The organism is Micromonospora sp. M71_S20 (genome assembly GCF_003664255.1).
Classification (GTDB): domain Bacteria; phylum Actinomycetota; class Actinomycetes; order Mycobacteriales; family Micromonosporaceae; genus Micromonospora.
In genome coordinates this window covers 552,465-569,347 of record NZ_RCCV01000001.1, presented here as the reverse complement: position 1 = coordinate 569,347, position 16,883 = coordinate 552,465, and the positions used below count along the sequence as shown (strand labels likewise).

Here is a 16,883-nt window from a genome sequence, read left to right as displayed (position 1 = left end):
GCGAGGTCCACCACGTCTTCGGACCCGACCCGCCTCTCGACGCGCGGGACATCCCGGGAGCAGGCTGACCCGGCGGGCGAACGGCACCGGTATCCCAGAAACCCGGCGACCCGACCATGAACACGCGGAAGATCCGTCCGTCGGCGGTTCTGCCGTGGGCAGATCCGCTGACCGTGAACACGGGATCACGTCGCCGCCCGCAACGGGCACAGTGGAGCGCATGAGGCTACTGGTGCTGGGCGGGACGGGTTTCGTGGGCGGCGCGACGGTCGCGGAGGGCGTGCGGCGGGGCTGGACGGTGACCGTGTTCAACCGGGGGCTGCACGGCGCGACGCCGGAGGGCGTACGCCGGCTGCGGGGTGACCGGACCGCGCCCGACGGCCTCGCGGCGCTCGCGGACGGCGAGTGGGACCTGGTGGTCGACACCTGGGACGGCGCGCCTCGCGCGGCGCGGGACGCCGCCCGCGCGCTGGTCGACCGGGTCGACCGGTACGTCTACGTCTCCAGCGGCTCGGTCTACGCGCCGCCCGTCGCCGCAGGCGTGGGCGAGGACGCTCCGGTGGTGGACGCGGAGCCGGACGCCGACGACGGCGACTACGCGGCCAACAAGGCCGGCGCCGAGCGGGCCGTGCGGGAGGCGTTCGGCGGGCGCGCGTTGATCGCGCGGGCCGGGCTGATCCTCGGGCCGGGGGAGGACATCGGTCGGCTGCCCTGGTGGCTGACGCGCATCGCGCAGGGCGGGGACGTGCTGGCGCCGGGTCCGGTCGACCTGCCGGTGCAGTACGTCGACGTGCGCGACCTGGCGGGCTGGATGCTGGACCGGGGCGCGGCGCGGTCGGGCGGGACGTTCAACCTGGTGGGCCGCCCCGGGCACGCGACGATGGGGGAGCTGCTCGACGCCTGTGTCGCGGCCACCGGCGCCGACGCCCGGCTGCGCTGGACCGACCCGGAGCCGATCCTGGCCGCCGGCGTGGAGCCGTGGAACGACCTGCCGATCTGGATCCCGGCCGGGCACGAGTACCGCTGGTTGCAGGAGCGCGGCGTCGAGCGCGCGTACGCGGCCGGGCTGACCTGCCGCCCGGTGACCGAGACGGTCGCCGACACCTGGGCTTGGCTGCGACAGGTCGGCACCGTCCCGCCCCGGGCAGGCCGACCGCAGCGCGCCCCCGTCGGGCTGGACCCCGACCGGGAGGCGGCGCTGCTGTCGCCGACGGGCGCGAAGCGCACCTGAGCGGGTGGGCGATGCGGCGCCGCCGGCCCGCTGCTGGTCAGGACCGGACGACCGGCAGGTCGAGCACCTCGTCCACGTCGCGGCGGGGGGTCGGCCAGCCCGGTTGGCCGTAGCCGACGCGCAGCACCATCTGTGGCGTGCCGAACCGCCCCAGCGACAGCCGCAGCTGATCGCGCGCCGACGGCACCTCGATCGGCTGGGACAGCATCGACGCCGCCAGCCCCGAGTCCGTCGTGGTCAGCAGCACCCGCTGCAACGCCTGCCCGGCGACGACCTGGTCGACGGCCGTGTTGCCGGGCGAGCCGAGCACCGCCACGAGCGGCTCCGGTTCGAAGTCCCGCCCCGGGGCCCGGTCCAGGCCGCCGAAGCCCCGGGAGGGCAGCAGGTCCTGCGGCTCGCCCTGCGGGCCGCCGGACGCGGCCGGAATCCCGTCCGGGGCGGGCGTGGTGCGTACCCACTCCTGGCGCTCGGCCCGGTACTCCGGGCTGCGCTCCAGCACCCGGTGGGCGCTGCGGGCGATCTCGCCGAACGCGTTCACCGCGCTGACCCCGACCACCAGTTCCAGCCAGCACTGCTCGGCACGGGCGGCCTCGGTGAGGCGCCAGCGGGCGTCGGCGGGCACCGGGTCGGGCCAGAACGGCGCGCGGTTGCTGAACCGGCGGGGGATGGCCGCGTGCAGGGCCTGCTCGGCGGGGGTGGGGCGGCGCGGCACGTCCGGCACCAGCCGGGCCACCACGTCCGGCTCGGCCGGGTGGGGGCGCAGCCGCACCGTCGCCGGGGTGCCGGCCACGGCCAGGGCGAGCCGCAGGTTGAACAGCGCCGCCCCGCAGGCGATCCGCACGCCCCAGCCGGTGGGGTCGGTGGCCGGCAGCCGCCGGTCCGGGTCGACCAGCACCTCGATGCCGCCGTCGCGGAGTCGGAACCGCCACGGCTGGGTGTTGTGCAGCGACGGCGCGCGTACGGCGTCGGCGACGGCGGCCCGTAGCTGCTCGACGGTGAAGCCGGTCTCCATGGTCGTGCTCCTTCCGCAGCGGTCGTGCGCCGGCGAGTGGTACGTGTCCACGGTGCGTCACCGGACCGTGGCCCGGGCAGGGCCGGACGTCCCGTCCCGCCGGGCCCGACCTACCCGCCGCCGGCCGGGGACGTCTGCGTGGTGGGCGTAAGGGTTGGCAGGTGATGCCGGTTCGGGACCTTCGACCCGTGCGGGGAGGGGTCGGCAGCGGGTAGAAACGAGGGATGATCCGCGTGTTCCTGCTCGACGACCACGAGGTCGTCCGCCGTGGCCTGGCCGACCTGCTGGAAAGCAGCGGGGACATCGAGGTGGTCGGCGAGTCCGGTCTCGCCCAGGAGGCGGCCCGGCGTATCCCGGCCCTGCGGCCGGACGTGGCGATCCTCGACGCGCGGCTGCCCGACGGCAACGGCATCGACGTGTGCCGCGACGTGCGGGCCGTGGACTCCTCGATCAGGGGTCTGATCCTGACCTCGTACGAGGACGACGAGGCGCTCTTCGCGGCGATCATGGCCGGCGCGTCCGGTTACGTGCTGAAGCAGATCCGCGGCACCGACCTCGTCGACGCGGTGCGGCGGGTGGCGGCCGGGCAGTCGCTGCTCGACCCGGCGATCACCACCCGGGTGCTGGAGCGCATCCGCAGCGGCGTCGAGCAGCCGCGCGAGCTGAAGTCACTGACCGAGCAGGAGCGGCGGATCCTGGAGTACGTGGCCGAGGGCCTGACCAACCGAGAGATCGCCGGGAAGATGTTCCTGGCCGAGAAGACGGTGAAGAACTACGTCTCCAGCGTGCTGGCCAAGCTGGGCCTGGAGCGGCGCACCCAGGCGGCCGTCCTCGCCACCCGACTCCTCGGCAAGTCCCACTGACGCCTGCGGGCTCAGTCGCGTAGCGGCACCGACCAGCACACCTCGGTGCCCCGGGGCTCCGCCCGGCGTACCTCGAACTCGCCGCCGTGGCGCTCGGCGCGCTCGCGCAGGTTGACCAGGCCGCCCCGCGCGGCGGCCGGGTCGCAGCCCACCCCGTCGTCGGTGACGGTCACGGTCACCCGGCCGGCGTCGACGCGCACCGCCACCGCCACGCGGTCGGCCCGCGCGTGCCGTACGGCGTTGGAGAGCGCCTCGCGCAGCACGGCGGTGAGGTCGGGGCGGACCGCGTCGGGGACGGCGCTGTCGATCGGCCCGGTCAGCTCCAGGCGGGGCCGGTGGCCGAGCGACTCCGCGGCCACCTCGATCGCCTCCCGGATCTCGGTGCGCAGCGCCGCGCTCATCGGGGTTCGCAGCTCGAAGATGGTGCGGCGGATGTCCTTGATCGTGGCGTCCAGGTCGTCGACCGCCGCGTTGATCCGCCGGGCGACCTCCGGCTTCGTCGTCATCGGGGCGGCGCTCTGCAACTGCAGGCCGGTGGCGAAGAGGCGCTGGATGACCACGTCGTGCAGGTCCCGGGCGATGCGCTCGCGGTCCTCCAGGACCACCAGCAGCTCCCGTTCCTCCTGCCCGCGGGCCCGCTCCATGGCCAGCGCGGCCTGGCCGGCGAAGCTGCCCAGCAGGGCCATGTCGTCGTCGTTGGCGACGGGCGCCCGGTCGGCCCGGTGCGCGATCACCAGCACCCCGTGCAGGGTGTCGGCGGTGGCCAGCGGCGCGACCATCGCCGGGCCGGTGCGCAGCAGCGCCGGCCAGGGCGCGGCGTGGGCCAGGTCCGCCACCTGGTCGTGCCGGCCCTCGATGACGGCGGCGGCGAAGCTCGTCTCGGCCGCCGGCAGCGCGGTGCCGACGAGGGCGCCGGCCTGCTCGTCGGCACCGTCCACCACCTCGACGGTGAACTTCTCGGCGTCGGGGTCGTAGAGCAGCACGAGGGCGACCTCCGCCTCGGCGACCTCGCGGGCGCGCCGCGCCACGAGCGTCAGGGCGTCGGTGCGGCGCACCTCGCCCAGCAGCACGGTGGTGATCTCGGCGGTCGCCGCGAGCCAGCGTTCGCGGCGGTGGGCCAGCGCGTAGAGGCGGGCGTTCTCGATCGCCACGCCGGCGGCGGCGGCGAGCGCGACGACGATCTCCTCGTCGTCCTCGGTGAACTCCGCGCCGCCCTGCTTCTCGGCCAGGTAGAGGTTGCCGAAGACATGGTCGCGGATGCGCACGGGAACGCCGAGGAAGCTGTGCATCGGCGGGTGGTGCGGCGGGAACCCGTAGGACTTCGGATGCCGGGTGATGTCGGGCATCCGCAGCGGGCGGGGGTCGTCGATGAGCAGGCCGAGCACGCCCCGCCCGTGGGGCAGGTCACCGATCCTGGCGTGCAGCTCCGCGTCGATGCCGTAGGTGATGAAGTCGTGCAGCAGGCGGTCGTGGCCGATCACGCCGAGCGCGCCGTAGCGGGCGCCGACCAGTTCGCAGGCCGACTCCACGATGCGTTGCAGGGTGCTGCGCAGGTCCAGGTCGGTGCCGATGCCGACCACCGCGTCGAGCAGGGCACGCAGCCGCTCCCGGCTGGTCACCACCTCGCCGACCCGGTCCAGCATCTCCTGGAGCAGCTCGTCGAGCCGTACCCGGGACAGCGGGCTGAGCCCCAGCGAGGGGGTCACGTGCGGTTCGGGGCGGGGGTTCGGTTCGCTGGCGGCCACCGGGCGATGGTAGCCGCCCGGTGGCCGTGTCCCGGCTGCGCTACGCGTCGGTGGAACGCACCGCCGAGGTGTCGACCACCTGCGCGGCCTCCAGGCGCGGGGTGTGCGGCGGGCCGGCGTGTGCCGGGTCCGCGAGCCCCAGCCGGATCACGAGGTACGGGTAGCCGAGGCCGGCCAGCAGCCCGCGTAGCGTCTGCCGGGTGCCCGCGACCTCCACCACCCCGCTCAGTGGCACCACGGAGACTCCGAGTCGGGTCGCGGTCAGCCAGGCTGCCGAGAGCGCCTCGCCGGCGCGCAGCCAGCTGTCCGGCTCGTCTTCGTCGCCGTAGAGCACCCCGTACACGGCGGCCCGGTCGTGCCCGGGGCCGACCGGCAGGGTGCCGGGGCGGCCGAAGTCGCGCGCCGGCACGGTGGTCTGCGGCGCCTCCGCAGGCAGCACCTCCGGCGGCAGTCCGGTGCCGGTGCCGCTGCGGCTGGTCCAGTACTCCAGCTCCTCGCGCAGCTGCGAGTCCTCCGCCTCGACCGAGGCGGCGCGGCTGGCGACAGCGGCCAGCTCCAGGACGTTGTCGCGGTCGAGGAACTGGAGCTGGCAGCCCTCGGCGGCGACCACCGAGGCGATCTCCCCGAGAGCGGCGGTCGGCACGGGCTCGTCGCTGACCGGGCGCCGGTCAGTGTGCCGCACCTGCATGCACTGCACCAGGCGCATGGCCTCCGGGTCGGCCTCCGTGCGGGCCATTCCGGTCAGCCGGGCCAGCAGGTCCTTCTCGGCCGGGTCGGGCATCCGCTCCACCACGGCCGTCCAGCCCTCCGCGGTCAGCGCGACCCGCGCGTGGTGCAGCGCCGCCCCGCAGCTGTACGCCAGCAGCCGGCCCTCGGGGTCGGTCGCCGTGAGCCGGGGATCGCGGACCACCCGCAGCTCCAGCGCGTCCGGCAGCACCCGCCACCGCCACGGTTGGCTGTTGTGCACCGACGGGGCGTGCCCGGCCGTCGCGGCGGCCTCCGCGAGTGCGGTGGTCAGCGGACGGCCCGTCGCCGACGTCTCGTGGCTCATCGTTACGACCTTTCCGTTTCTCCCCATCGTGCCCCAGCCCGGCGGTGCCCCCGGGCGGGGTTGCCGCTCCATCCTGCGCCATGCCCCGTGCCGACGCACGGTACGCAGGCCCCGGCGCGGCCGGGCGCTTCGCCCCTCGCCGGTCCGCCCGGAACGCCGGCCCTTCGGCTCACCGTTCCCGGACCACCGCCACCGGGCACTGCGCGTGCTGGATGAGCTGTTGGCTGACCGAACCGAGCAGCATCCCCGTCAGGCCGCCCCGGCCCCGGGTGCCGACCACCACCAGGCACGCGTCGCGGCTGGCGTCGACCAGCAGGGACGCCGGGCGGCCCTCCGCCACCTCCACGGTGACCGGCACGTCGGGGAACGTGGCGCCCCACCGGGCCAGCGGCTCGTCCAGCTCGGCCCGGTCGGCCGCCATGGCCTCCCGCGCGTCAGGACCCGCCGGCGGGCGCTGGCCGGTCGGCGGGTGCCAGGCCCGCACCACGTGCAGGGGTACCCGTCGGGCGGCGGCCTGCTCGAACGCGAAGCCCAGCGCCAGCAGCGAACACTCGGACCCGTCCACGCCGACCGCCACGTGCCCGGTGCGCCCACCGGCGGCGGCCTCGCCGCGGACGACCACGACCGGGCAGTGCGCGTGGGCGGTGACCGCGACCGCGGTCGAACCGACGAGCAACCCGCCGAACCCGCCGTGCCCCCGGGTGCCCAGCACCAGCAGGTCCGCCTGCGCCGAGCGCTCCTGGAGCATCAGCGCGGACGGCCCGTCGAACACCTCGCCCGTGACGGTCAGCTCCGGATGCGCGGCGGACGCGTCCGCCGCCGCCTTGCGGACCAGCTCCTCGACCTGCCGGCGGGCCGTGTCGTCCGGCCAGATGCCGGGAGCGACGCCGGGGCCGATCCAGCCGGTCACGGTGAGCCACTCGAAGACGTACGCCAACCGCACCGGCCGCCCTCTGCGGCCGGCCTCCTCCAGCGCCCACTCCAGCGCGGCGGAGGCGTCGGCGGAGCCGTCGTAGCCGACCAGGATCTCGTTGCCGCTCATCGGGTCCACCTCTCGTTCACGACCGCCGGACAACCGAACTCACTCCTCGCGCTTGCTGGCCTTTCGTTCGCGACTGCGGGGCTCGCAAGCTCACTCTTCGCGCTCACTGGGCTGGCCTTTCGTTCGCGACTGCGGGGCTCGCAAGCTCACTCCTCGCGCTCACTGGGCTGGCCTTTCGTTCGCGACTGCGGGGCTCGCAAGCTCACTCCTCGCGCTCACTGGTCCCCCCGCAGTCCCGGGTCCGTCTCGCGGACCCAGCGCCACTCCGCGACCCGCGGGTCGTCCTCGCCGTGTTCGCGGGTGTAGTCACGGCAGGACTGGCGCGCGTCGACCATCTCCTGCCGCAGGTGGGCGGCCCGGTCGGCCAGCCCCGGCACCCGGTCGATCACGTCGATGACCAGGTGGAAACGGTCCAGGTCGTTGAGCATCACCATGTCGAACGGCGTGGTGGTGGTGCCCTCCTCCTTGTAGCCGCGCACGTGCAGGTTGGCGTGGTTGGTGCGGCGGTAGGTGAGCCGGTGGATCAGCCACGGATAGCCGTGGTACGCGAAGATGACCTGCCTGTCCCGCGTGAAGATGGTGTCGAACTCCTTGTCCGACAGCCCGTGCGGGTGCTCGGTCGGCGGCTGGAGCCGCATCAGGTCGACCACGTTGACGACCCGCACCTTCAGCTCCGGCAGGTGCCGGTGCAGCAGGTCCGCGGCGGCCAGCGTCTCCAGGGTCGGCACGTCCCCGGCACAGGCCAGCACCACGTCCGGCTCGCTGCCGGCGTCCGTGCTGGCCCAGTCCCAGATCCCGATGCCGCGCCGGCAGTGCTGGACGGCCTCGTCCATCGACAGCCAGTTCGGGGCGGGCTGCTTGCCGGCCACCACCACGTTGATGTAGTGCCGGCTGCGCAGGCAGTGGTCCATGGTGGAGAGCAGGGTGTTGGCGTCCGGTGGCAGGTAGACGCGCACCACCTCGGCCTTCTTGTTCATCACGTGGTCGATGAAGCCCGGGTCCTGGTGGGAGAAGCCGTTGTGGTCCTGCCGCCAGACGTGGCTGGAGAGCAGGTAGTTCAGCGAGGCGACCGGCTTGCGCCACGGGATGCCCCGGGTAACCTTCAGCCACTTGGCGTGCTGGTTGAGCATGGAGTCGACGATGTGGATGAACGCCTCGTAGCTGGTGAAGATGCCGTGCCGGCCGGTCAGCAGGTAGCCCTCCAGCCAGCCCTGGCAGAGGTGCTCGGAGAGGACCTCCATCACCCGCCCGTCGGGGGAGAGGTGGTCGTCGCCGGGCACGGTGCCGGCCATCCAGGCCCGGCCGGTGACCTCGAACGCCGCGCCGAGCCGGTTCGAGGCGACCTCGTCCGGGCCGAAGAGGCGGAACGTCTGCGGGTTGGCGGTGATCACGTCGCGTACCCACGGGCCGAGGGCACCGGTCGCCCCGGCCACGGTCTCGCCCGGCCGCTGCACGTCGACGGCGTACTCGCGGAAGTCCGGCAGCGCCAGGTCACGCAGCACCAGCCCGCCGTTGGTGACCGGGTTGGCGCTCATCCGCCGCTCGCCGCGGGGCGGCAGCTCGGCCAGCTCGGCGACCGGTGCGCCGGTGGCGTCGAAGAGCTCCTCCGGCCGGTAGCTGCGCAGCCAGCGCTCCAGCTCGGCCAGGTGCTCCGGGTTCTTGCGTACCTCGGACAGCGGCACCTGGTGCGCGCGGTAGGTGCCCTCGACCTGCTTGCCGTCGACGTCGCGCGGCCCGGTCCAGCCCTTCGGCGTACGCAGAACGATCATCGGCCAGCGGGGGCGCTCGACGGCGCCGCCCGAGCGGGCCCGCCGCTGGATGGCGGCGATCTCGTCCAGCGCCCGGTCCAGCGTGCCGGCGAGGGCCTGGTGCACCGTCGCCGGGTCGTCGCCGGCGACCACGTACGGCTCGTAGCCGAAGCCGCGCATCATGGCCAGGAGGTCGTCCTCGCTGATCCGGTCCAGCACCGTCGGGTTGGCGATCTTGTAGCCGTTGAGGTGCAGGATCGGCAGCACCGCCCCGTCCCGGGCCGGGTTCAGGAAGACGTTGGACAGCCAGCTCCCGGCCAGCGGGCCGGTCTCCGCCTCCCCGTCGCCGATGACGCAGGCCACCAGCAGGTCGGGGTTGTCGAACGCCGCGCCGTAGGCGTGGCTGAGTGCGTACCCCAGCTCGCCGCCCTCGTGGATCGAACCCGGCACCTCCGCCGCCACGTGGCTGGGGATGCCGCCGGGGAAGGAGAACTGGCGGAACAGCCGTGCCATGCCGGCCTCGTCGCGGCCGATGTGGTGGTACACCTCGCTCCAGGTGCCCTCCAGCCAGGTGTTGGCGACGATCGCCGGGCCGCCGTGACCGGGGCCGGTGACGAACAGGGCCGACAGGTCACGGGCGACGATGACCCGGTTGAGGTGGGCGTAGAGCAGGTTCAGGCCGGGGCTGGTGCCCCAGTGGCCGAGCAGGCGCGGCTTGACGTGCTCAGGGGCCAGCGGCTCGCGCAGCAGCGGATTGTCCAGCAGGTAGATCTGCCCGACGGTCAGGTAGTTCGCCGCCCGCCAGTAGGCGTCCAGCCGGCGCAGCTCGTCTTCGGTCAGGGGGCTGTGCAGGTCGAGAGCGGTGTCCATACTGCATGAGCCTCTCGCGGGTAGGGGAATCCTGCATCCTCAGCGCGCGGATTCGTCCGGGCCGGCCCCAGCATCGCCGGTCGGCGCCGGTGTGGATCAGGGCCGTTGGTCCTGTGGACGCTGGGCGTTGCGCCCGTCCCCCGGAATCCCCGTCAGCCCGCGCACGACGATCAGCGGTGCGGGGGAGTGGTAGAGCAGCGCCTGACTCACCGCGCCGAGCATGCCGCGCCACGGCTCGTCGCCCCGGGCGGCGACCAGCGCCACCTGCGCCGAGCGGGACTGCTCCACCAGGACGGTGCCGGGGTCGCCCCGGATCGTGTGGCACTCCGTGGCCACCGACGGGAACCGGCGCGCCGACCGTGCCACCAACCCGGCGAGCAACTCGGGATCCTCCCCGCCCTCCTCCGACTCGACGACGCGGACCGCCAACAGCCGCGCCTCCCGCCGGGCCGCGCACTCGAACGCCCACTCCAGCGCGTCCCGTGAGCTGTCGGAGCCGTCCACCCCGACCAGCACCGGCCCCTGCGGGGGCGGCTCCCGGCGGGCCACCAGCACCGGGCAGCTGGCGCGGGCGGCGAGCTGCACCGCCGGCGCGTCGACCGACACGCACTCGCCGCTGGTCGCCATGCCGCCGTCCCCGACGGCGAGCAGGAACGCCTGCTCCGACCGGCGGACGAGGGTGGCGACGAGGGCGCCCTCGACGATCTCGCCGCCGACCGGCAGCGCCGGCTCGACCTCGTGGGCGATCTCGGTGGCCCGGGAGATCAGCTCCTCGGCGTCCGCGCGCGGCCCCGCGATCGACGGCGCCTCCAGCGCGGCCGCCCAGTTGAACGCGTGCAACAGGCACAGCGGACGGCCGTGCGCGGCGGCCTCCTGCGCGGCAAGCCTGACCATCGGCAGGTTGCGCTCCGTGCCGAGCCCGACCAGCACCGCCGCGTCGGTGGCTGCGCCCATCCGAATCACCTCCGCAGGCGTCGCGCCCGGCCCTCCTGTCGAGGCTAGTCCCGCCGGTACCACGGTGGGGCGGGATCGCGGGCGACGGTGGGCTCTGGCTGGGTGTCCGCGGAGGTCCGGCCGGTGCTCGGGGTGTGGCGTCGGGGGTCGGGTCGTCGGATGGCTGCGTGATTCGGGGGTGGCTGCCGGGCGTGGGGTGGTTGCGGGGCGTGGGGTGGTTGCGGGGCGTGGGGTGATTTGTGGTGGTGGTTGGTTGCGCCGCGTGGGGTGGTTGCGCCGCGTGGGGTGATTGCGCCGGGTGGGGTGGTTGCGCCGCGTCGGGGTGGGGGTGTGGCCCGCCGTGCCCGGCTCCGGGCGGTCAGGCTTGATCCCTGCGCCGGGCACGGCGGGCCACACCCCGTCGGTGCCCACTCTCGCGTCCGCCCGATGCGGGCCCTGGTGCGGCGCGGCCTGAGCGAGGGTGGCTCGACGTGCCCGCCCTTCGCCGTGCCGATCATGCAGTTGTGGTGGGCGTCGTGCCCAGGATTGCGCCTTATGTGGGGCGTCACAACTGCATGATCGACGCCCGCCCCGCCTCGGGTGCTCCGGCAGGCGGGAGATCTTGGTAGCTAAGGGCCCTCTGAAGGGCCGTTAGCTACCAAGATCACGGACGTGGGGGCGGATCCGGTGCTCGGGTGCTCTTGATAGGTAAGGGCCCTCTGAGGGGCGTTTACCTACCAAGATCCCGGAGGTGCGGGCGGATCCGGTGCGCCGGTTGTTCGGTGGGGTGTCGGTTGGTTGATCGCCTTGGGCGCGTGTAATGAGGCATGTGTCCGGTTTCGGGGTGTGGTCGGGGGCATCGTGGGGGCGGAATCGTGGCGGGGGTGGGGTCGTTACACCCTGCGTACGACCGAGCAAGGCAAGGCCGCGCCGCCCGATGGGATGGTGGGCCGGGGCCCGGAATGATGGCGGGCTGGCGGTCGTTACATATGGTCCGGCCGACGTGAGGGCAACCCCCGCCCCGCGAAACAGCCGGCCCTTTCCGACCCGCACAGGTCGGACATCCGGCCAACACGGCCGATCTGATCTTTCCTCCGGTGCGACGCCGGAGACCCCCTCCAGCTTCTGCTGGAGGTTCCCCTTGCAGTTCTTGGGCGCCGGACGGTGCTTGCATCCGCGTAGCCGATCCCCCTCGGTGTGGGTGCCAACCCCCGAATGGAGCGTTTCTGATGAACACGATTCTGCGTAAGAGCGTTCTTGGTGTTGCGGGTCTGGCGTTTGCCGGTGGCGTGTTCGCCGGTCCCGCGACTGCCCAGGCGGCCCCGTCGGTGCAGTCGGCGGCTCCGATCACCGCCGTGGCGGTGGCGGCGGACAAGCCGGACATGGGCGTGCTGGTGCCGCATGGTGTGCAGGGTGCGCAGTCGCGTATCGACCTGTCCGACGAGCAGGTCGCCAACGTCAAGGCCATCATCGCCGCGACGAAGAAGGCCGGCATGAACGAGCGCGCCGCCGTGGTCTCGATCGCGACCGCGTTGCAGGAGTCGAAGCTGGAGAACCTGGGTCATCTGGGTGACCGCAACGACCACGACTCGCAGGGCCTGTTCCAGCAGCGCCCCTCCAGCGGGTGGGGCACCGTCGAGCAGATCACCGACCCGGAGTACTCGACGACGGCGTTCCTGAAGGGCCTCAAGCAGGTCGACGGGTGGCAGGACATGCCCCTGACGAAGGCCGCGCAGACGGTGCAGGTGTCGGCGTACCCCGACCACTACGCCCAGTGGGAGCAGCAGGCCGCCGACCTCGTCGCCGAGCACTGGAACAGCTGACAACAATGAACGAAACGCCGCTGGCCGGCACCCCACCCGGGGTGCCGGCCAGCGGCGTCTCCGTCGGTGGGCCCCTGTCAGCGGGCAGCCGTGGCGTGGACCCGGACGACCACGGCGGTGGCGTTGTCGTCGCCGCCGGCCTCCAGGGTGCCGTCGAGCAGGTCCCGCACCGCCTCTTCCGGTCGCGGTGCCGCCAGGAGTTCGCGCATCAGGTGATAGTCGACCTGGTCGCTGACGCCGTCGGTGCAGAGCAGCCAGACGTCGCCGGGGCGCAGCGACACCGCGAGCAGGTCCGCCTCCGGCTCGTCCGGATGGCCGGCGTAGCGGGTGAGTTGGTAGCGGGCCCGACCGGCGGCGGGGGAGTCGACCGGGTACCAGCCGTGCAGCACGCCCAGCCAGGCCGCCGTGTGGTCGACGGTGACGAGTTCCAGCAGGCCGTCGCGCAGCCGGTAGGCGCGGGAGTCACCGAGTTGGACGAGCCAGCCCTGCCCGCCGTCGGGCTCCACGAGCAGGGCCGTCAGGGTGCAGCCGGTCAGCTCCGTCAGTTGCGCGCCGGCGGCGCGTACGGCTGACTGAACGTTGCCCACGGCGGCGCGCAACTGGCGCGCGTCGACCGTGGGCCAGGCGGCTTCGACCCGCGCGACCAGGGTGCCCATGGCCGTCGTGCCGGCGCGGCGGCTGCCCTCGCCGCCGCCCATGCCGTCGGCCACCGCGACGAACGGCAGTGCGGGGTCGACGTGCAGCACGTCGAAGTTGGCCGGGTAGCGGTTGCCGACCACGCTGCCGCCGGCGAACTCCAGCGTGACCTCGCCGAGCGGGAGACGGCGCACGTCACCGGGCACGGTGACCTCGGCGCGGCGGCCGGCTGAGGAGGGGCACCGGCGGATCGTACTGCGGTGCGCGGCGGACGGTGATCCGGGTTGCCACGCTCGCGGCCGCTCAGTCGAGACAGAACTCGTTGCCCTCGACGTCCTGCATCACGAGGCACGACTCGTTGTGGTCGTCGGCGAGCAGCAGCCGCACGCGTACCGCGCCGAGCGCGACCAGTCGCGCGCATTCGGCCTCGAGCGCGGCCAGGCGCTCCTCGCCCACGAGCCCGGTGCCGACCCGTACGTCAAGATGTAGTCGATTCTTGACGACCTTGCCTTCGGGTACGCGCTGGAAGAACAGTCGCGGGCCCGCACCTGTGGGATCGACGCAGGCGAACGCTGAACCCTGTCGCTCAGGCGGCAGCGCGCGGTCGAAATCGTCCCAGGTCGCGAACCCCTCCGGTGGCGGCGGTACGACGTATCCCAACACCTCGCACCAGAAGCGGGCGACGCGCTCGGGTTCTGCGCAGTCGAAGGTGACCTGGACCTGCCTGACCGATGCCATCGGCCCACCATAGCGGCGGTCTTCGGTCGCGGGGTGTCAACATGGGTTGACATGGCGGTGATGTCAACGTAGGTTGACGACATGAGTCAGGCAACGGAACTCGCGGCGGCAGCGGGCAGCACCGACCCCCGGGTCGGGCTGCGCGCCGTCCGTGCGCTGCGCCGGTTGCTCGAACGCCTCGAGGTGGTCCAGGTGGACAACGCCCGTCGACAGGGCTGGTCCTGGCAGGAGATCGCCGACGCGCTCGAGGTCAGCCGGCAGGCGGTCCACAAGAAGCACGCCGGTCGTCCGGCGGTCGGATCCTCCTGGGAGGCGTGATGTTCGAACGGTTCACCGACCGGGCCCGCACGGTCGTGCGGCACGCCCGGGACGAGGCCCGGACCGAGGGCCAGCGGCCCGTCGGCACCGAGCACCTGCTGCTCGCCCTGCTTTCCGACGGCGACAGCCTCGCCGCCCGGGTGCTCGCCGAGGCCGGCCTGCGCGCCGACGACCTGCGGGCCCGCGTCCGCCGGCACACCGAGCGGGGAGCCACCGGCCTCGCCGACGCCGACGCCGCGGCCCTGCGCGAGATCGGCATCGACCTGGCGGCCATCGTGGCCCGGATCGAGGAGTCCTTCGGCCCGGACGCGCTGCGCGAGGCCGCGCCGGCGCCGCGCCGCCGCTGGGGTCGTCGGCGGTACGCGGGCGGCCCCTTCTCCCCGCAGGCCAAGAAGGTGCTGGAGCTGGCGCTGCGGGAGGCGTTGCGACTGCACCACCGCCACATCGGCACGGAGCACATCCTGCTCGGCGTGCTCCGCGAGGGGCAGGGGCTGGGCGCCCTGGTGCTCACCGAGGCCGGAGCCGACCTCGACGACCTGCGCCGCCGCGTGGAAACCGCCCTCCGCGCCCCCGCCTGACCCACCCACCCCACCCCCGGCCCAGCGCGTCGATCATGAGGTTGGCGGTGATGTCGATCTCCAGGACCGCGGTCAACCTCATGATCGACGGGTCGCCGGCGGGGCGAGGTGGGGCCGGGTGGGCGGGGGACCGCGCGGGGGGACAGCGCGGGGCGGGGGCAAACGCGTTTTCGCTGCGCGTAAGGTCACCGTCCGCCGGGTCGCTGCCGTGCCGGATCTGCTGCACACTGGCGCCGTGGATCCTCGACAGGACAAGCGACGCGCGGCGCACGACGGCGGTCTGCGCTCCGCCGTGGTGGTCAACCCGGTTAAGGTGACCGACCTCGACGAGCTGCGGCGGACGGTCCACGACGCCCTCGCCGCGGCCGGCTGGCCCGAGCCGATGTGGTTCGAGACCACGGTCGAGGACCCGGGCCGCGGTCAGACGCAGGAGGCGGTCGAGGCCGGCGTGGACGTCGTCTTCGCCTGCGGCGGCGACGGCACCGTGATGGCCTGCGTCAGCGGCCTGGTCGGCACCGACGTGGCGCTCGCCGTGCTGCCCCAGGGCACCGGCAACCTCCTCGCGGCCAACCTGGGCCTCTCGGGTGACCTGGCCGCCGGGCTGGAGGTCGCCGTCGAGCGGGGCCGCCGGCTGCTCGACGTCGGCGCGGTCGAGGACCACTACTTCACCGTCATGGCCGGCATGGGCTTCGACGCCCAGATGCTCGCCGACACCTCCGAGACCACCAAGAAGCGGATCGGCTGGCCGGCGTACGTGGTGGGGGCCGCCCGGCACCTGCGCGACCGGCCGATGAGGGTCTCCATCCGCATCGACGACCAGCAGCCCATCCGCCGCCGGGCCCGCTCCGTCCTCGTCGCCAACGTGGGTCGCCTCCAGGGCGGCGTGCGGCTGCTCACCGACGCCGAACCGGACGACGGCTACCTCGACGTCGCGGTGCTCACCCCGCGTACGCTGCGGCACTGGCTCGCGCTCGGCTGGGCGGTCGTCCGCAAGCAGGACCGCGTCCCCCGGATGGAGGTCTTCCGGGCCCGACGGGTGGAGATCACCAGCAACCGGGCCCAGCCCCGGGAGCTCGACGGCGACCTCATCGAGCCGGGTCGCACCCTCAAGGCCGAGATCCGGCGGCGGTCGCTGTGGCTCTGCGTGCCACAGCCGGCGCAGGATCCCGACCTGGCCGAGGACGCGCAGGCGGCCGCCGAGCGTGGTGAGCAGCTCATCGAGGACGCGCGCCGTGAGTAGCACCCGGATGGTGCCGGAGACCCGGCTGATGTCCGACGAGGAACTCAACGCCGACGACGCCTGGCACACACTGCGCCGGCAGGGCGGCTGGCACCTGCTGCGCGACGCGTTCATCCGGTTCCGCTACGGCGACGGGTTCAGCCACTCGCGCGCCTTCGCGCTGCAACTCTGTCTCGCCGTGGTGCCGTTCCTGATCGCGCTGACCGGCCTGATCAGCGAACTCGGCGTGGAGGAGGGCGGCCGGGTGGTCGCCGACACGGTGCTCGCGCTCACCCCCGGGGCGAGCGAACCGATGGTGGCCGAGCTGCTCGGCGAGGGGGACCGCACCGAACGCGCCGGGGAGCTGGCGCTCAGCCTCGGCATGCTCACCGGCCTGGTCGCGCTGACCACCACCATGGCCCAGATCGAGCGTGGCGCCAACCGGATCTACGGCGTGGAACGCGACCGGCCGGCGCTGTGGAAGTACGTCCGCGCGAGCGTCCTCGCCCTCACCGCCGGCGTGCCGGCGCTCACCGGGTTCCTGATCCTCGTCGGCGGCGGCCCGATGGGCGACTCGGTGCAGCGGCACTACGCCTGGGGCGAACTCGCCAACGGCCTCTGGAACGTGGTGCGCTGGCCGCTCAGCCTGGGCCTGACCGTCCTCGCCGTCGCGGTGATCTTCCGGCACGCCCCCCGCCGCAAGCAGCCCGGCCTGTCCTGGCTCTTCTTCGGCGCCGGCATCGCCACCGCGCTGTGGTGGTTGGCCAGCCTGCTGCTCGCCGCGTACGTGCGGTTCAGCGGCGGGTTCGGCCAGACGTACGGGGCGCTGACCGGGATGATGGCGCTGCTGCTCTGGGCCAACCTGACCGGCATGGCGCTCTTCGGTGGACTGTCCTTCGCCGCCCAACTGGAGGCGCTGCGCATCGGGGTGCGCGAGCCCGCCCAGCCCGACCTCTGGGAGCCCGAGACCCAGCGCCAGGAGATCCACGACACCGGCGAGATGAGCTCCCTGTAGCTCCGCATCGGACACCCCCCGGTGTACGCGGAGCGCCGATCGGGTAATGCGGCACGCCAGA

At 73.7% G+C, this 16,883-nt stretch carries 15 protein-coding genes; 7 read left to right on the top strand and 8 right to left on the bottom strand.

Annotated features, from left to right (window positions below):
• The first annotated feature begins 220 nt into the window (after nt 1-220).
• Entirely contained in the window at nt 221-1,231 is a 1,011-nt protein-coding gene (locus DER29_RS02670; RefSeq protein WP_121395867.1) for an NAD-dependent epimerase/dehydratase family protein, read from the top strand.
• Between the two features lie 37 nt (nt 1,232-1,268).
• Here the strand turns inward: DER29_RS02670 and DER29_RS02665 are convergent, their stop codons facing one another.
• A complete protein-coding gene (locus tag DER29_RS02665) occupies nt 1,269-2,243 on the bottom strand; it encodes a nitroreductase (protein WP_121395866.1) in 975 nt (324 codons plus the stop codon).
• 224 nt (nt 2,244-2,467) lie between these two features.
• On the opposite strand from DER29_RS02665, the gene DER29_RS02660 reads away from it, so the two are divergent.
• Nucleotides 2,468-3,106, top strand: a complete 639-nt coding sequence (locus tag DER29_RS02660; protein WP_121395865.1) for a response regulator transcription factor — start codon at nt 2,468-2,470, stop codon at nt 3,104-3,106.
• A gap of 11 nt (nt 3,107-3,117) precedes the next feature.
• Here the strand turns inward: DER29_RS02660 and DER29_RS02655 are convergent, their stop codons facing one another.
• The 5 genes from DER29_RS02655 to DER29_RS02635 all read right to left on the bottom strand — a co-directional run bounded on the left by DER29_RS02655 (nt 3,118) and on the right by DER29_RS02635 (nt 10,516).
• Nucleotides 3,118-4,749 (bottom strand): GAF domain-containing protein, encoded by a 1,632-nt coding sequence (locus tag DER29_RS02655; RefSeq protein ID WP_233599991.1) that lies wholly within the window; start codon nt 4,747-4,749, stop codon nt 3,118-3,120.
• Nucleotides 4,750-4,891: 142 nt separating this feature from the next.
• The gene (locus DER29_RS02650; RefSeq protein WP_370040020.1) at nt 4,892-5,974 is read right to left on the bottom strand and encodes a nitroreductase; all 1,083 of its coding nucleotides are present in this window, start codon (nt 5,972-5,974) and stop codon (nt 4,892-4,894) included.
• A 97-nt stretch (nt 5,975-6,071) separates the two neighbouring features.
• On the bottom strand, nt 6,072-6,944 hold the full coding sequence (locus DER29_RS02645; protein ID WP_121398945.1) for a universal stress protein: 873 nt from the start codon (nt 6,942-6,944) through the stop codon (nt 6,072-6,074).
• A gap of 215 nt (nt 6,945-7,159) precedes the next feature.
• Entirely contained in the window at nt 7,160-9,562 is a 2,403-nt protein-coding gene (locus DER29_RS02640) for a phosphoketolase (protein ID WP_121395863.1), read from the bottom strand.
• A gap of 96 nt (nt 9,563-9,658) precedes the next feature.
• Complete coding sequence (locus tag DER29_RS02635; protein ID WP_121395862.1) at nt 9,659-10,516, bottom strand: universal stress protein; 858 nt, start codon at nt 10,514-10,516, stop codon at nt 9,659-9,661.
• A 1,208-nt stretch (nt 10,517-11,724) separates the two neighbouring features.
• Here DER29_RS02635 and DER29_RS02630 point away from each other — a divergent pair.
• Nucleotides 11,725-12,318 carry a hypothetical protein gene (locus tag DER29_RS02630; protein WP_121395861.1) on the top strand — a complete coding sequence of 198 codons (594 nt, stop codon included), beginning with the start codon at nt 11,725-11,727 and terminating at the stop codon, nt 12,316-12,318.
• A gap of 77 nt (nt 12,319-12,395) precedes the next feature.
• Here the strand turns inward: DER29_RS02630 and DER29_RS02625 are convergent, their stop codons facing one another.
• Nucleotides 12,396-13,148, bottom strand: coding sequence for a PP2C family serine/threonine-protein phosphatase (locus tag DER29_RS02625; RefSeq protein ID WP_233599619.1), 753 nt, complete (start codon nt 13,146-13,148; stop codon nt 12,396-12,398).
• A 109-nt stretch (nt 13,149-13,257) separates the two neighbouring features.
• Nucleotides 13,258-13,692 (bottom strand): VOC family protein, encoded by a 435-nt coding sequence (locus tag DER29_RS02620; protein WP_121395859.1) that lies wholly within the window; start codon nt 13,690-13,692, stop codon nt 13,258-13,260.
• A gap of 81 nt (nt 13,693-13,773) precedes the next feature.
• On the opposite strand from DER29_RS02620, the gene DER29_RS02615 reads away from it, so the two are divergent.
• The 4 genes from DER29_RS02615 to DER29_RS02600 all read left to right on the top strand — a co-directional run bounded on the left by DER29_RS02615 (nt 13,774) and on the right by DER29_RS02600 (nt 16,822).
• Nucleotides 13,774-14,010, top strand: coding sequence for an HTH domain-containing protein (locus DER29_RS02615; RefSeq protein WP_111218248.1), 237 nt, complete (start codon nt 13,774-13,776; stop codon nt 14,008-14,010).
• Nucleotides 14,010-14,588, top strand: a complete 579-nt coding sequence (locus DER29_RS02610) for a Clp protease N-terminal domain-containing protein (protein WP_121395858.1) — start codon at nt 14,010-14,012, stop codon at nt 14,586-14,588. Before DER29_RS02615 ends, DER29_RS02610 begins: the two co-directional genes overlap by 1 nt.
• A 235-nt stretch (nt 14,589-14,823) precedes the next feature.
• Entirely contained in the window at nt 14,824-15,828 is a 1,005-nt protein-coding gene (locus DER29_RS02605; RefSeq protein WP_121398944.1) for a diacylglycerol kinase family protein, read from the top strand.
• Nucleotides 15,821-16,822: a YihY/virulence factor BrkB family protein gene (locus DER29_RS02600; protein ID WP_121395857.1), complete on the top strand. Its 1,002-nt coding sequence runs from the start codon at nt 15,821-15,823 to the stop codon at nt 16,820-16,822. Before DER29_RS02605 ends, DER29_RS02600 begins: the two co-directional genes overlap by 8 nt.
• Nucleotides 16,823-16,883 lie beyond the last annotated feature (61 nt).

What these genes read in the sequence shown, in the direction of transcription:
- DER29_RS02670 (WP_121395867.1), top strand. Translation starts at nt 221, where the DNA reads ATGAGGCTACTGGTGCTGGGCGGGACGGGTTTCGTGGGCGGCGCGACG.
- DER29_RS02665 (WP_121395866.1), bottom strand. Translation starts at nt 2,243, where the DNA reads ATGGAGACCGGCTTCACCGTCGAGCAGCTACGGGCCGCCGTCGCCGAC.
- DER29_RS02660 (WP_121395865.1), top strand. Translation starts at nt 2,468, where the DNA reads ATGATCCGCGTGTTCCTGCTCGACGACCACGAGGTCGTCCGCCGTGGC.
- DER29_RS02655 (WP_233599991.1), bottom strand. Translation starts at nt 4,749, where the DNA reads ATGCTGGACCGGGTCGGCGAGGTGGTGACCAGCCGGGAGCGGCTGCGT.
- DER29_RS02650 (WP_370040020.1), bottom strand. Translation starts at nt 5,974, where the DNA reads ATGGAGCGGCAACCCCGCCCGGGGGCACCGCCGGGCTGGGGCACGATG.
- DER29_RS02645 (WP_121398945.1), bottom strand. Translation starts at nt 6,944, where the DNA reads ATGAGCGGCAACGAGATCCTGGTCGGCTACGACGGCTCCGCCGACGCC.
- DER29_RS02640 (WP_121395863.1), bottom strand. Translation starts at nt 9,562, where the DNA reads ATGGACACCGCTCTCGACCTGCACAGCCCCCTGACCGAAGACGAGCTG.
- DER29_RS02635 (WP_121395862.1), bottom strand. Translation starts at nt 10,516, where the DNA reads ATGGGCGCAGCCACCGACGCGGCGGTGCTGGTCGGGCTCGGCACGGAG.
- DER29_RS02630 (WP_121395861.1), top strand. Translation starts at nt 11,725, where the DNA reads ATGAACACGATTCTGCGTAAGAGCGTTCTTGGTGTTGCGGGTCTGGCG.
- DER29_RS02620 (WP_121395859.1), bottom strand. Translation starts at nt 13,692, where the DNA reads ATGGCATCGGTCAGGCAGGTCCAGGTCACCTTCGACTGCGCAGAACCC.
- DER29_RS02615 (WP_111218248.1), top strand. Translation starts at nt 13,774, where the DNA reads ATGAGTCAGGCAACGGAACTCGCGGCGGCAGCGGGCAGCACCGACCCC.
- DER29_RS02610 (WP_121395858.1), top strand. Translation starts at nt 14,010, where the DNA reads ATGTTCGAACGGTTCACCGACCGGGCCCGCACGGTCGTGCGGCACGCC.